12 protein-coding genes are annotated in these 15,936 nt (G+C 40.5%); 10 read left to right on the forward strand and 2 right to left on the reverse strand.

Annotated elements, in window-relative coordinates:
• Window positions 1-179: 179 nt before the first annotated feature.
• From Q4597_RS02975 to Q4597_RS03000, 6 genes are all read left to right on the forward strand, one after another.
• Window positions 180-1,040: an MBL fold metallo-hydrolase gene (locus Q4597_RS02975; protein WP_303404677.1), complete on the forward strand. Its 861-nt coding sequence runs from the start codon at window positions 180-182 to the stop codon at window positions 1,038-1,040.
• 382 nt (window positions 1,041-1,422) lie between these two features.
• A complete protein-coding gene (locus tag Q4597_RS02980; RefSeq protein ID WP_303404678.1) occupies window positions 1,423-3,054 on the forward strand; it encodes a S8 family peptidase in 1,632 nt (543 codons plus the stop codon).
• Between the two features lie 6 nt (window positions 3,055-3,060).
• Window positions 3,061-4,920 carry a M1 family metallopeptidase gene (locus tag Q4597_RS02985; protein ID WP_408065827.1) on the forward strand — a complete coding sequence of 620 codons (1,860 nt, stop codon included), beginning with the start codon at window positions 3,061-3,063 and terminating at the stop codon, window positions 4,918-4,920.
• Window positions 4,921-5,008: 88 nt separating this feature from the next.
• Window positions 5,009-5,404, forward strand: coding sequence for a ribonuclease P protein component (gene rnpA / locus Q4597_RS02990; protein WP_303404679.1), 396 nt, complete (start codon window positions 5,009-5,011; stop codon window positions 5,402-5,404).
• 49 nt (window positions 5,405-5,453) lie between these two features.
• The gene (locus Q4597_RS02995) at window positions 5,454-7,085 is read left to right on the forward strand and encodes a S41 family peptidase (RefSeq protein ID WP_303404680.1); all 1,632 of its coding nucleotides are present in this window, start codon (window positions 5,454-5,456) and stop codon (window positions 7,083-7,085) included.
• A gap of 18 nt (window positions 7,086-7,103) precedes the next feature.
• On the forward strand, window positions 7,104-7,490 hold the full coding sequence (locus tag Q4597_RS03000; RefSeq protein WP_303404681.1) for a VOC family protein: 387 nt from the start codon (window positions 7,104-7,106) through the stop codon (window positions 7,488-7,490).
• A 7-nt stretch (window positions 7,491-7,497) separates the two neighbouring features.
• On the opposite strand, the gene Q4597_RS03005 is transcribed toward Q4597_RS03000, so the two are convergent.
• Both Q4597_RS03005 and Q4597_RS03010 read right to left on the reverse strand, forming a co-directional pair.
• Window positions 7,498-8,292, reverse strand: coding sequence for a DUF1080 domain-containing protein (locus tag Q4597_RS03005; protein ID WP_289037759.1), 795 nt, complete (start codon window positions 8,290-8,292; stop codon window positions 7,498-7,500).
• A gap of 39 nt (window positions 8,293-8,331) precedes the next feature.
• Window positions 8,332-9,438 (reverse strand): acyltransferase family protein, encoded by a 1,107-nt coding sequence (locus Q4597_RS03010; protein WP_303404682.1) that lies wholly within the window; start codon window positions 9,436-9,438, stop codon window positions 8,332-8,334.
• 169 nt (window positions 9,439-9,607) lie between these two features.
• Here Q4597_RS03010 and Q4597_RS19790 point away from each other — a divergent pair, with 169 nt between their 5' ends.
• From Q4597_RS19790 to Q4597_RS03030, 4 genes are all read left to right on the forward strand, one after another.
• A complete protein-coding gene (locus tag Q4597_RS19790; protein WP_303404683.1) occupies window positions 9,608-12,031 on the forward strand; it encodes a glycoside hydrolase family 95 protein in 2,424 nt (807 codons plus the stop codon).
• Between the two features lie 64 nt (window positions 12,032-12,095).
• Window positions 12,096-14,225: a pyrroloquinoline quinone-dependent dehydrogenase gene (locus tag Q4597_RS03020; protein ID WP_303404684.1), complete on the forward strand. Its 2,130-nt coding sequence runs from the start codon at window positions 12,096-12,098 to the stop codon at window positions 14,223-14,225.
• Window positions 14,226-14,258: 33 nt separating this feature from the next.
• Window positions 14,259-15,122: a fructosamine kinase family protein gene (locus Q4597_RS03025; protein WP_303404685.1), complete on the forward strand. Its 864-nt coding sequence runs from the start codon at window positions 14,259-14,261 to the stop codon at window positions 15,120-15,122.
• A 77-nt stretch (window positions 15,123-15,199) separates the two neighbouring features.
• Window positions 15,200-15,880, forward strand: coding sequence for a hypothetical protein (locus Q4597_RS03030; protein ID WP_303404686.1), 681 nt, complete (start codon window positions 15,200-15,202; stop codon window positions 15,878-15,880).
• Window positions 15,881-15,936 lie beyond the last annotated feature (56 nt).

Genomic DNA, 15,936 nt, shown 5'->3' on the forward strand with positions numbered 1-15,936 from the left:
GTTTTCCACAGTTATTTGCCCAACCAATAAACAGAAAGATACCCAGAACTCTTGAAAAATCTCTTTAATAGTTGGTTTATAGTAGTTTGCAAAAAATTGGAGCTTCTGTTAAAAAATACCAAAGGCCAATCTATTGCCTGTTCAATTTACTAATTTGCGCGTACTCTAAAAACACCAATATGAAACTATACCCCGTAGAAACAGGAAATTTTAAGTTAGATGGTGGTGCTATGTTCGGTGTGGTGCCAAAGGCTATATGGCAACACACCAATCCAGCGGATAACAATAATCAAATTGATATTGCGGCGAGAAGTCTTCTTATTGAAGAAGAAAACCAATTGGTATTAATTGATACAGGAATGGGCAACAAGCAGTCCGATAAGTTCTTTGGATATTACAATCGTTGGGGAAATTATTCAATAGATAGTTCTCTTAAGAAGCTAGGTTTTCATCCTGATGATATTACGGATGTATTCTTAACTCATTTACATTTTGACCATTGTGGCGGATGCATTCAGTGGAACGAAGAGCGTACCGGTTATGAGCCAGCATTCAAAAACGCTACTTTCTGGACCAATGAAGACCATTGGAAGTGGGCTACAAAACCCAATGCTCGCGAAAAAGCCTCTTTTCTGAAGGAAAACCTTTTGCCCATGCAAGAAAGCGGGCAACTCAAATTTATTGAAAGAACATCGGACAAGTTTCAAAGCGAATCGGAATTAGGTTTCGGAATTCATTTTGTAGACGGTCATACGGATAAACAAATGCTGCCACATATTTCATACAAAGAAAAACAGTTGGTATTTATGGCAGATTTGCTTCCTACAGTAGGGCATATTCCATTGCCGTATGTAATGGGGTATGATACTAGACCTTTGCTCACTCTTAAAGAAAAAGATTTGTTTTTGAACGAAGCTACCTCAAAAGGATACCATCTGTTTTTTGAACATGATGCATATAACCAGATCTGTACGCTTAAAGAAACGGAAAAAGGAGTACGGTTAAACGAACTCTTTACTTTTGACCAACTTTTTAATTAAGACCAATTGGTTCTAACCCCAGAAATCCATTTAAATAATCGTATACGAAACATAAATTTTATCAACTATTTATGGTATTGAACAAATTTTAATCTCTCTATCATAAATGTTTTTACTAAAATGACTAACCGTTATATCCACATCGTTATTTATCTATAAATAGCTGGGCATCTTACTTAAACCTTAGATACCAGCGACTCGTTTTTCAATAAAAAAATCATAAAAGCATTATGATTTGGTTAAAAAATTGTGCCAAATCTTACCTTTGCAGCCAATTACGTTAAATTTCCGAGTCGGTTCAACGGTTAATTTAACCTTAAACGAACCTTTTATTCTTCTAAATTAAACCTCTAAAAAGAAACACTAAACTCAATTCAACTATATGACATCATTTTTTTCAAGACCTTTAATAGGCTTATCTGCAGGACTTGTACTTATGGGCTGCGGCTCTACGGCTTTAGTATCTACTCCAATAGAGAACATTGATACTACCCCATTAAAAATATCCGACCTTTCTGACACCGAGAAAAAGAATTGGGGTCATTTAGACCTTGTAGCGGACACCATTCCAGGAATGAGTGTAGATAAGGCGTACGCCGAAATTATAAAAAACAAAAAAGGAGAAACCGTTATTGTTACCGTCCTGGATTCCGGTATGGATTTAGACCATGAGGACCTTAAGAATGTGCTTTGGACCAATAAGGGCGAAAAACCAGGTGATGGTATTGACAATGATAAGAACGGTTATGTAGATGATATCCACGGATATAACTTTTTAGGCAAATCCTATAACGAACAACTGGAAGCAACCCGTATCGTTAGATTAAAATTGGGCGATGCAGCGCTTCAGGCCAAGGCAAAAACCAAGGTAGAAACAGAATACGCTAAAGCATCACAACAAAAACAGCAATACGAGCAAATCTTTCAGACCGTAAAGAATGCGGATGAGGCCGTTAAAAAAGAACTAGGAAAAGATACCTACACAAAAAAAGACCTTGCCGGCATAGAGCCAAAGGATGAGGCCATGCAACAGAATGTGGGCATCTTAACACAAATGCTATCCTACGAAGATTCCATAGACAAAGTTTTGGAGCAAGTTGAAGAAGGTCTAAAATATTTTAGCGATCAGCTTAACTACAACTACAACGTAGATTTTAACGGTAGAAAAGAGGTTGGAGACAACCCTTATGATATTACCGACTTAGGTTACGGTAATGGAAATCCTCAAAATCTTGAAGAAGACGAAAGCCACGGTACGCATGTTGCCGGTATCATTGGTGCAGAGCGCAATAACGGAAAAGGGGTTAACGGCGTTGCCAACAACGTAAAAATCATGAGTGTGCGTGCCGTACCTAACGGAGATGAGTACGATAAGGATATTGCCTTGGGTATTCGTTATGCGGTAGATAATGGTGCCAAGGTCATTAACGGTAGTTTTGGAAAAGCTTTCTCCCCAAATGCTCAATGGGTGTACGATGCCATAAAATATGCAGCGGACAACGATGTACTTTTTGTGCATGCAGCAGGTAACGATGGTGCTGATTTAGACAGCCCGGCAAACCCTAATTTTCCAAATGACCAAGTAAACAACGGACCTGAAATTTCCGATAATGTCCTTACCGTAGGTGCGCTAGCTTCTAAGTACGGTTCGGAAATGGTTGCTGTGTTCTCTAACTACGGTAATGTAAATGTTGATGTTTTTGCCCCAGGTGACGAAATCTATTCTACCATGCCAGGCAACGAATATGAATTTCAAGGAGGAACATCAATGGCGGCTCCTGCCGTGGCAGGTGTTGCTGCTTTGATTCGTTCTTACTATCCTAAATTGACCGCTTCCCAAGTAAAACATATCATTATGGAATCTGGCCTTGCTCCAAGGGCGAAGGTTATTTTGGGTGGAGATACCTCCAAAACTTCTACGTTGGACGAGATTTCTACTTCCGGAAAAATAGTAAATGCTTACAACGCCTTGATTATGGCGGATAACGTATCCACAGGAAAGATAAAATTATAATATACCATGAAGTATTTTTTTAAAGGGATTGCTGCCATAATGCTCATAATGGGCCAGATGGTAGTTGCACAAAACGAATCATATTGGCAACAGCATGTAGATTACAGCATGCAGGTTGATATGAACGTTGAAAATTTTCAGTATACCGGTACTCAAAAATTGGTCTATACCAACAATTCTCCGGATGAACTTACCCGTGTATATTATCATCTGTTTTTCAATGCTTTTCAACCTGGGAGTGAAATGGACATGCGCCTACAAAGCATTCCCGACCCGGATGGAAGAATGACCGATGAACAGAAAAATAGCCGAATTGCTGTCTTGAAGGACAATGAAATAGGTTATTTACATGCCACATCGCTTACGCAGGATGGTGTTAAGGTCAATTTTGTTGAAGAAGAAACCATATTGGTCGTTGAACTGGCAAAACCAATTCCACCTGGTGGCAAAACTACTTTTGACATGGAATTTAAAGGTCAAGTTCCCGTCCAAATACGCCGTTCAGGAAGAAACAGTGCAGAAGGTGTTGCGCTTTCTATGAGCCAGTGGTACCCAAAATTAGCCGAGTATGATTTTGAAGGCTGGCATGCCGATCCGTACATTGCCCGTGAGTTTCAAGGTGTTTGGGGCGATTTTGATGTAAAGCTAACCATAGACAAGGACTATGTTGTGGGGGGAACAGGTTATCTACAAAACCCACAAGAAATTGGTCACGGATACGAAGCTTCAGGCACAAAGGTGAAAAAACAGAAAGGAAAGACCCTTACCTGGCACTTTAAGGCGCCTATGGTACATGACTTTATGTGGGCCGCAGATCCTGAGTACATTCATGATACATTACCCATGGAAAACGGGCCAACCCTTCATTTTTTGTACAAGGACGATAAGGAAATTATTGAAAATTGGAAGAAGCTTCAGCCAAAAACTGCGGAGTTCATGGAGTTCTTCAGCAAGAATATTGGAAAATACCCGTACGAGCAATACTCTGTAATTCAAGGGGGAGATGGTGGTATGGAATATGCCATGTCTACTTTGATCACAGGTAAACGAAAATTTGGAAGTCTGGCCGGTGTCACGGCACATGAATTGGCACATTCTTGGTTTCAGCATATATTGGCCACCAACGAATCCAAACATGAATGGATGGACGAAGGCTTTACCACCTTTATCTCTACATTGGCCATGAACGAAGTCATGCAAGAGAACAAGGAGAATCCTTTTGAAGGCACCTACAAAGGCTATTACAATTTGGTGAATTCCGGAAAGGAACAGCCGCAAACCACGCATGCAGACCGTTACGATCTTAATTTTGCCTATGGTATTGCCGCTTATAGCAAAGGTTCTATATTCTTGTCTCAGCTGGGTTATATCATAGGTCAGGACAAACTAATGGAAACCATTCGCAAATACTATGAAGATTTCAAATTCAAACATCCTGTACCCAATGATATTAAGCGTACGGCCGAAAAGGTTTCGGGTATGGAGCTAGATTGGTACCTAACGGATTGGACACAGACCACCAACACTATAGACTACGGCATAAAAGAGGTAAAAGAGAATGATGGTAAGACCAAAGTTTCCATGGTACGTACAGGTGCAATGCCAATGCCTTTGGATATTTTAGTGATTTATGAAGATGATACCAAAGAGACTTTTTACGCTCCATTACGTATGATGCGCGGCGAAAAAGAAAACCCTTACCCACAAATAAACCGAACGGTATTAGAAGATTGGCCTTGGGCACAATCCAGCTACAATTTTACCATAGATAAACCTTTGGCAAGCATTAAGGCTGTGGTCATAGACCCGTCTCAATTAATGGCCGATGTAAACCAAGAGGACAATGTTTGGCAGAATATGAAGTAATTGCTAACGAAAAAACCGTTATCTTTTATTCAATGATTAAATTTGCAATTGCCCCCGTTTAGCGGGGGCAATTTTATAAAATACCTCTATGCCAGAATTCACTTTCCCAAAAAAAGAAAAGCTGAAAAGTAAAAAGCTTATAGAGCAGCTATTTGCCCAAGGGAAGTCCGTTTCTGCATTTCCTATAAAACTAATTTATCTCCCCACAGAATTCACCGAAGATACCCGTGTAAAAGCTGGTGTTGCCGTTCCAAAAAAGAATTTTAAGAGTGCCGTAAAACGTAATCGTGTAAAGCGTCTTATGCGAGAAAGTTACAGACTTAACAAACAACACGTTTTTAACAATAGTGAGGGTTCTTTTGCGTTTCTATTTTTATACCTTGGTAGAGAGATGCCTTCTCAAAGCAATGTAACCAAAACCATGAAAGAGGTCATGAAGCGTTTTTTGAGCAAGCATACACCAGAAAACAGACAACCAGAATAGAAATTTAGGGAAGGTTTAAGACCAAATACCCATCAAATTATAGAAAGCGATGAAAAAAATGCTAGGCAAAAAAATCCTTATTCCAGCCTTTGCAATAGTCATTTTGGTAGCAGGGAGTAGTTTCGTAAAAAGTGATTTCTTTGAAATTGCCAAGCAGATCGAAATCTTTACCACCCTGTTCAAGGAATTGAACATGAACTATGTAGATGAAACCAATCCGGCAGAACTTATGGATACCGCCATCAAGAACATGCTAGATGACCTTGATCCCTACACCAAATTTCTAAATGAACAAGATGTAGAGACGTATCGCATTAACAATGCTGGAGAATACTCGGGAATTGGTGCTTTAGTCCGTTCCTTTAAAGACCGCTTATTAATTGTAGAACCGTACAAAGGTTACCCTGCGGACAAGGCCGGACTTAAAGCAGGTGATGAAATTATTAAGATCGGTGCCATTAACGTTTCAGATTTTGACGATAATGCCAGTGAACTCCTTAAAGGCGCCAATAATACGGCTGTGGAAGTCACTTATAAAAGGCAAGGGGAAACTAAAACTGCTACCATAACGCGGGCTGCCGTAGAAGTAGATGCCGTACCCTTTTACAAAATGGCAGATGATAAAACAGGCTACATTGTACTATCTAGGTTTAACGCAAAAGCATCGGCACAGACCAAAGAGGCCCTTTTGGACCTTAAAGGAAAAGGTGCAGAAAAAATTATACTGGATATAAGGGATAACCCAGGCGGACTTTTATCCGAAGCTATAAATGTTACCAACTTGTTTGTTGACAAAGGCGAGCTGATCGTAACAACAAAATCAAAAGTTAAAAAATTCAATACTGAATACAAGACCCGTAACAAGCCTGTGGATATGGATATTCCGTTGGTGGTCTTGGTTAATGGTAGTAGTGCTTCCGCTAGTGAGATTGTATCGGGCGGACTTCAAGATTTGGACCGTGCCGTAATCATGGGGGCACGCAGCTTTGGAAAAGGCCTTGTACAGCGCCCGTTAAAGCTAACTTACGGTACACAGCTAAAAGTTACCATAAGCCGTTATTATACGCCCTCTGGGCGCTGTATACAGTCTTTGGACTATTGGAACCGGGATGAAGACGGTAATGCCGTGCAAAAGACCGCTTTTAAAGATTTTACTACGCGCAATGGTCGCAAGGTACAAGATGGTGGCGGCGTGTTGCCCGATATTGAGGTGGCTTCTACCAAAGCCAACGAGCTTACTACGGCACTTATGAACAATAATGTAATTTTTGATTACGCCACGAACTATTTCTACAAGCATCAATTAAAAGATGTATCCAGCTTTAAATTCTCAGAAAGCGATTATAAGGACTTTAAGACGTTTGTATCCAAAAGCGACTTCTCCTATGAAACCAAAACCGAGAAAACCTTAAAAGCCGCAATGACGGACCGCGAAGAGGTAATTTTTAATGATGCCATAGAAAACGATTTTAGAACGTTATTGCTGGACATCGAAAAAAGTAAAATTGTTGCTTTGGACGATTATCAGCGTGAGATAGAAAGCAAGCTTCAAGACGAAATAGTTAAACGCTACGCCTACCGTGAAGGGCTATATGATTACTATTTAAAAAATGATGACGCCATTTTAGCGGCTACCGAGCTTTTAGGTAACGAAAACAAATACTGGAGCATTCTTAAATAAGCGCTTTTTACCATAACTATGGCTTTCAATAAAGTACACCACATTGCCATTATTTGTTCCGACTATCAAAAGTCCAAACATTTTTATGTTGAAGTGCTAGGTCTGGAAATTCTAAACGAAGTATATAGGGAAGAACGGCAATCCTACAAACTGGACCTTGCCCTTAACGGAAATTATATAATTGAACTATTCTCATTTCCCAACCCACCCAAACGTCCTTCAAGACCGGAAGCATTAGGTTTACGTCATTTGGCTTTTGAAGTAGAAGATGTGAGCATAGAGCGGCAAAAACTCATGGAAAAAGGTGTAAACGTAGAACCCATAAGAACGGATGAATTTACGGGCCGCAAATTTACCTTCTTTGCAGACCCGGATAATCTTCCTCTAGAACTCTACGAGAAATAACTTTTAATCAAGGCTTTAAATTCTTGATTTTTATGTTTCTGAAATCTATGGGCTGGCCTTCGCTCTGTAAGGCAATCATACCTTCTTTTAATAGTTTCCCGTCCTGTTTCATCTTTGGGTCATAACCTACCACGGTACCCCCACCAACTTGGGGCTTGGTGTATTCTAGAACAACCTTTCCGTTTATAATCTGTGTAACCAAGGAATCGCCCCTCACTATCAATTCCGCCTTTACCCATTGGTCTCCATAATAAGTGTCAGAAGACGATCTTAAACAATGGCTAGGATATATTTTACCCTCATACTCAATCTCCGTTCCCGGAGAACACATATTTCCGGTTGGCCTAGCTTCGCCCTCTTTTATACCTCCTAAAAATTGCATTTCTACGGAAATGGGCCAATTCTGTTCTTTCAACATGGTCCTAGGGTCTTGGGAGTGGTACATAACCCCACTGTTCATTTCGGTAAAAACGGGCGCTCCAGGGTGTAAATCCCCCACAAATCTATATTCCATGCTCAGGTGAAAACTAGAGTAGGGCTTATCAAAATATAAATGGCCGAACCTGTCGTTAAAATCACCCTCATATTGGTCATAACGAACTTTGATCATACCGTCTTCGGCACGAAAGGTATCACCAAAATTATCTCCAGTTTCATAATGATGGATTTTTGTGGTCCATCCGTCCAAATTCTTACCATTGAACATATCTTCCCAACCCGCATCTGCAACCGTTGTTTTAGTTGCGTTACACGCCATTAGGGCTATTGAGGAAACAAAAAGGGCAATTTTAGTGCAGTTCATAGTATGCGTATTGAGTAAATTTATATTTGAGATATGAGTTTATACTTTAAAGTAAATCTTATGCTTGTCCAAAAAGTAGGTAATGTACCAAAAAATATACAGTACAAACAGCGCATTAATAACCATTATGACATTTTCCGAAATGCCAATAGGAGCTAGCAAACCTTCCGTCCATATTTGACCAAACCCCCTAAACCACTGCACACCCACAGTTTCAGCAAAGAGATAGATAAAAATAGAGTTTGTACCTACCACCGAGAAAATTTTCAACCAATTTTTTTGATATCCCTTTATATCAATAAGCCAGTAAAAAAGGGTTAGCGTTAAAATAGCGATACCTCCAGATGCCAAGGTAAAGGAACTCGTAGCAATACGCTTAACTATTGGCGTAATACCGGCAAAATCCATCGCAAATCCTACAATGACCAAAACGGTTCCCCAAATTAAAAAGGGTTTTATTTTTTCTGCTGAAGGCATATGTGACAACAGCATTTTTCCGCAAACAACACCCCAAATGGTATGTGCAGCAGTAGGTATAAAGTTTACGAACACCCAATACCCATCATTTACTTGCCCCATAACCAACATGTCTAAATACGAACCAAAACTTTCGTGTCCCTGTGCATATGGTGCGGCCGGGTTATATGCACGATACAAAATCTCGGTCAACACCAACAACCCTAAGGATATACCAATCTGTATTTTATTTGGAAGTTGCATTATCGCGTATGCAATTAAAATAGTAAAGGCCAATTGTACCAGTACATTCCATAGTTCCCAGACCAGAGCGTGACTGTAAACACAATGCAGTAAAACACCAAAAGTGAACAACAAAAAACATCTGCGTACGATGTGTTTGGTAACCCCTTTTTTATCTCCTGAGGCTAGTCGTTTTCTTAAAGAAAAAGGCATGGCCACCCCAACAATAAACATGAAAAAAGGTTGAATTAGATCCCAAAACCAGAGTCCGTTCCATGGGTGATGATGCAATTGGTGCGCCAATCCTGAAAAAGCTGTACCCTCGGCCAGTTCAGAAAAATTATGGTGAAAACCTGCTGCTTCGGCAATCAATAAAAACATGGTAAGACCTCTAAAAACGTCTAAGGAAAAAAGACGTTTTGATACATTTTCGGCTAGTTGAGACATATGTTGGTTGGATAGGGTTAGAATTTCAGCCGTTGCGGATTTTTTTGATTAATGCAAAAAATAGGGCCGTTTGGGTTGAAATTTGCCCTAATTTAGAAAAAATAATACCATTGTGGTTTATGAATTGCAGCTATCTTGCTACCGTTTAATTCTACATACCTTCATTTTCATGTTAACACTGTTCATTAGTTGGCTAAAAACGGCCACCGTACTATCTATATTATTTTCGCTGGTTACAGTAAACTATGTTTCGTCACAATCTGCAAATACACTTTGGTTTGATCGGCCAGCCGAACATTTTGAGCAAACCTTGGTTCTAGGGAATGGAAAAGCTGGAGCATCAATCTTTGGCGGTGTTGCTACGGATTCTATCTATCTGAACGATGCCACCCTTTGGAGCGGTGAACCCGTAGACCCTAGTATGAGTCCAGAAGCGTATAAAAACGTTCCGGAAATCCGCGAAGCGCTAAAAAAAGAAAATTATAAACTAGCAGATTCTTTACAAACCAAACTACAGGGAAGCTTTTCCCAATCGTATATGCCTTTGGGTACACTTTACCTTAATTTTGAGCACAAGAACAAACCCATATCCTATCTACGTAAGCTTGAATTAGAAAAAGCGCTTTCTACCGTAACCTATGAGGTAGATGGCACCGCTTTTACCCGTGAGTATCTTATTTCCCATGATGAACAGGCCATGGTCATTAGGCTAAAGAGCAGTAAAAAAGGAGCGCTTAATTTTAATATTGGATTTAACAGTTTGCTTAAATATGAGGTTACGAGTAACGAATCTACTCTAGAAGTAAGCGGTTATGCCCCTTATCATGTAGAACCCAGTTATCGTGGAAAAATTCCGAATCCGGTACAGTTTGACTCGAATAGAGGAACACGTTTTACATCACTTTTCAAAATAAAGCATTCGGATGGGGAATTAGTCAGCACAGACAAATCCATCTCCCTGAAAAATGCTACGGAAGCGGTTATCTATATTTCAATGGCCACGAGTTTCAATGGATTTGATAAAAACCCAGCTACTGAAGGGGCAGACCATAAAGCCATTGCAGCCTCACAACTTTCAAAAGCAAGCTCAAAATCTTTTGAATCCATATTGGATGCCCATCTGAAGGACCATCAGAAATATTTTAGCCGAGTGCATCTAGACCTTGGAGAAACTACAGCCGAAGACCTGCCCACAGATGAACGTTTAAAACGCTATGCCAAAGGCAAAGAAGATAAAAATCTGGAAATACTTTATTTTCAATATGGGCGGTATTTGCTGATTTCCAGTTCTAGAACCCCAAATGTACCTGCCAATTTACAAGGAATTTGGAACCCCTACATAAGACCGCCATGGAGCAGTAATTATACTTTAAACATTAATGCGGAAGAAAACTATTGGTTAGCAGAGAACGCCAACCTTTCCGAAATGCACCAACCCATGTTGGGCTTTATAGAAAATATAGCACAAACGGGAAAAACAACTGCAAAGACCTTTTACGGTGCCGGTGGATGGGCCGCATGCCATAATTCTGATATTTGGGCGATGAGCAACCCTGTGGGCGACTTTGGTGAAGGAGGAATCAATTGGGCCAATTGGAATATGGGCGGAACTTGGTTAAGCTCGCATTTATGGGAACACTATACGTTTTCTCAGGATTTGGATTTTCTACAGGATAAAGCCTACCCCCTACTGAAAGGAGCGGCAGAGTTTTGTTTGGAATGGCTCGTAGAAGATGAAAAAGGAAATTTGGTGACTTCCCCTGGAACATCACCAGAAAACAAGTTTATTACTCCAGACGGATATGAAGGTTCCACCTCGTACGGTTCAACATCCGACCTTGCCATGATCAGGGAATGTTTTCAACAGACCATAGCAGCATCGGAAACTTTACAAACAGATGCAGCCTTTAGAACCCAACTAGAAAAGGCGCTTGCCAAACTCTATCCCTACCAAGTAGGAAAAAAAGGAAATTTACAGGAATGGTACCATGACTGGGAAGACGTAGATCCCAAACACCGTCACCAATCGCATTTGTACGGCTTATATCCTGGGCATCATATCAGTCCGGAAAAAACACCGGAATTGGCAGATGCTACAAGGACCACTTTAAACATTAAGGGAGATGAAACTACAGGATGGTCAAAAGGATGGCGTATTAATCTTTGGGCCCGCTTGTTAGACGGAAACCGAGCGTACAAACAATATCGTGAACTGTTGCGTTATGTTGCCCCAGATGGTGTGCGTGCTTCCTATGAAAAAGGAGGTGGAACGTATCCCAACCTGTTTGATGCACACCCACCCTTCCAAATTGATGGGAACTTTGGCGGAGCCGCTGCAGTTGTAGAAATGTTGGTACAGTCCTCTTTGAAAGAGATTACGCTTTTGCCTGCATTACCAGATGTGTGGGCCAATGGTTCAGTAGCAGGTCTAAAGGCCCGTGGAAACTTTGAAATTGCCATTACTTGGAACAACAAAGTACCCACCCAAGTAAAAATACATTCCGTTACTGGAGGAACCACCGTTTTAAAACACGGAAACAAACAGAAGAAAGTGACTTTAAAACCCAATGAAACAGTAGAATTTGATTGGTAGAAATTTCATTGCACCCTAGTTTTCAGTTTTTGCCTACATTTAGGAAAGCTATACTTTCTCCTATATGTTTTCAAAAAAAATAATTTTACCCCTGTTGTGCACTGCTCTGGGTATTCTGTTTTTTAGTTGTCAATCAGATACAAAACAAGAACCAGCAAATAAGGCCTATACCACATGGTCTTCCTATTTGGGAGACCCGGGCCGTAGTCACTACTCCACCCTTTCCGAGTTTACCAAAGAAAACGTAAAAGACCTAAAAGTGGCCTGGACGTATGAAGCGGCAGATTGGGGCCAGATGCAGATGAACCCCTTGGTGGTGGATAGTATACTGTACGGGGTTACCGCAGCGCTCAGAGTGGTAGCTTTAAATGCCAAAACGGGTAAGGAAATTTGGCAGTTTGGCGATTCCATACAAGTTTGGCATTCTACCAGCAGGGGTGTGTCGTACTGGGAAGAGGGTGAAGACAAACGAATCCTCTGTACACGCGGACCTCATCTTTTTGCTTTGGATGCCCTAACGGGAAAACCTATATCCACTTTTGGCGATAACGGTAAAATAGACCTGCGCTCAGGAATGCCCGAAAGTGCGCGGGAAAAGTTCGTAATATCCAATACGCCAGGAACCATTTTCCAAAATCTAATTGTAATGCCCCTTCGGCTCTCCGAAGGTTCTGGTGCCGCTCCGGGAAATCTTATAGCATTCAACGTCATTACAGGTGCCGTGGAATGGGTTTTTCATACCATTCCGCATCCTGAGGAGGAAGGTTATGATACGTGGGAAGAAAATGCCTATCTAAGTGATGAGGTAGGCGCGGCCAACAATTGGGCCGGTATGGCGGTAGACGAAGAACTGGAAATCATTTATGCCCCTATAGGTTCCGCTGCACCTGATTTTTACGGGGGAGCACGAAAAGGAAGTAACCTTTATTCTGACTGCCTGTTGGCTTTGGATGCAAATACGGGCCAAAGGCTATGGCATTTTCAATTTACGCATCATGATCTATGGGATCGCGACCCCCCCGCCCCACCCAATCTTTTAATGGTAGAGCGAGAAGGTAAAAAAGTTGCAGCCGTGGCTCAGGTTACCAAACAAGGTTATGTGTATGTTTTTGACCGAAAAACGGGCGAACCCCTTTTTGATATCAAAGAAATTCCTGTACCGTCATCTACTTTGAACGGTGAGGAGACTTGGCCAACCCAGCCAATTCCCATAAAACCGAAGCCTTTTGCACGGCAATCCACAGACATCACAGAAAATAATGTGAGTCCGTATGCGGAAAATCCGGATTCCCTTAAAGCCATTTTGAGGAAATTGGACAAGCGTATCTATGCCCCACCAAGCTTAGAGCCTACCTTACTTTTACCCGGTTACGATGGGGCCGCAGAATGGGGCGGTACGGCGGCCGACCCCGAAGAAGGGATTATTTATGTGAATTCTAACGAGATGCCTTGGATTATGCAAATGGGCGTAAACGACACCAAATTAGAAACCTTACCCTTGGGCGAGGCTACCTATAGTCAATATTGTGTAAGCTGTCATCAAGCGGATAGAAAAGGACTGGCCGCAAGCGGATTCCCTTCATTGGTAGATATTGAACTCCGTAAATCTAAAGATGAAATCTCTTCTATTATTGCAAACGGGAAAGGGATGATGACGGGTTTTCCACAATTGAAACAGAAGGAAAAAGATGCACTCATCCGTTTTCTGTTCAATCAGGAAATTAAACATAACGTTTCGGAAAACACCAATTCTGAAAAAGGATATCGAACACCCTACAAACACTTGGGCTACCATAAATTTTTGGATAACCACGGGCTGCCGGCCATAGACCCGCCATGGGGAACAATGCATGCCATTAATTTAAATACCGGAGAGTATATTTGGTCTATTGTTTTGGGCGAATCTCCAGAACTCTTGGAAAAAGGCATCACCGGAACAGGAACAGAAAACTACGGAGGCCCCGTAATTACGGAAAACGGACTCCTGTTTATAGCTGCTACCCGCGATGGTTATTTTAGGGTTTTCGACAAACATACCGGAGTAAAACTGTGGGAATATAAATTACCTGCCCCGGCCTTTGCAACACCAGCCCTATATGAAGTAAACGGAAAACAATTTATTGCTCTAGCCTGTGGTGGTGAAAAATTAGGAACCAAAAAGGGGAATACCATTATTGCCTTTGCCTTAGATTGAAAAAATCATTGTTAATGTCATACACTTAGCAGCGTGGATAAACGTCTAAAGGAACATATTGCCTATTTGCTCTGTGTGAATATTGAACGTATCCAATCCGTTTCTGGGGGTGATATTTCCGAAGCCTACTTGCTGGAAACCGAAACGGAACGTTTCTTTTGTAAAATCAACCGAAGAGACAATGGTTATGAGTTGTTTAAGGCCGAAAAATTAGGTTTGCAAGCCATTGCCCAATCCAAAACGATAAGCGTACCCAATATTTTACTCTGCGAATCCTTAGAAAAGGGCGGTTTTTTGGTGATGGATTATATTGAAGCCAAACGCCCTTCAGAAACCGACTTTGAACTTTTGGGTCATCAACTGGCAGCCCTACACCACTATACGACCCAAGACGAATTTGGGTTTTCCACGGACAATTATATTGGCAATCTTGAGCAGTCCAATTCCAATCATCTGGATTGGGCGGAGTTCTATGTTCAAGAACGACTTGTTCCCCAATTGCAACTGGCAAAAGATACAGGTAGGCTGAATGAAGACGAAGTTCCTTCCGAAGACCAACTTTTAACAAATTGTAAAAATCTATTTCCCAACACTAAACCATCTTTATTGCATGGCGATTTATGGAGCGGAAATTACCTTATATCAAAAAACGGCACCCCTTATTTAATAGACCCAGCGGTGTATTTTGGCCATCATGAAGTAGATTTGGCCATGACCCGGCTCTTTGGAGGTTTTGGTGCTTCTTTCTATAATGCCTATCAAGAACATTTTGCACCAATTGGTAATGAAAACGAACGAACAGATCTTTACCAACTTTACTACCTCTTAGTGCATTTAAACCTTTTTGGTAATTGTTACAAGGCTTCGGTTTCGGAAATATTGCAGCGGTATTTTTAAGTTTTTACTTACATTTATATGCTCCGTTTCTTAAACTAATGCCACAATATTAATTATGAAAATCAAAAAAATAAAACTTGGGAAATTTTTTTTTGGATTTCGTATCAGTATTTTTCGCAGTCATAGCTGCCTTTGCACTAGATAATTGGAACGAAAATCGAAAAGACAATCTTGCAGAAGAAAAAATTCTAACCGAGATAAGAAATGGACTGTATTTAGATTTGAAAGATTTAAATGAAAATCGAGAAGGGCATTTAAGGGGTCTTCGAGCTTGTAACTCATTCGAGAAGATATTTAAAGGCGAAACTATTCCTCAAGATTCAGTGAAAATTCATTACCCTTTTCTAACCATGGTAGAAAATACTTCCACTATGAATACCATAGGCTATGAATCATTAAGATCTAGAGGATTGGAAATAATAAAAAACGATTCTATTAGACTAAAAATTATTGAGCTTTATAATTTAGATTATCAGAATTTAAAAAAATTTACAGAAGAAATTCCTTCATCACAAATCTTTGAGTACTCTTATACACCAATAAACAATGTAATATCTAATTATCTAAATTATGGATTAGATGGTAATATTAACGGTTTAGATCAACCTATTTCTCTACCTAAAAAAACACAAAAACTTATGTTAAGTCATATTTGGAGACTGAGAGTTATAAGATCAAGTATGCTTCCCTTGTATCAAGAAACAGAAGTTAAGATTAATGACTTATTAAAGCGCATTAATCAAGAACTGGATGATTAACCCTCAATTTTGACAAGTGTATCCTGTGTATTACCAGCAAAGGCATAACGCTAATG

This window comes from Zobellia sp. 1_MG-2023 (assembly GCF_030549125.1).
Classification (GTDB): Bacteria; Bacteroidota; Bacteroidia; order Flavobacteriales; family Flavobacteriaceae; genus Zobellia; species Zobellia russellii.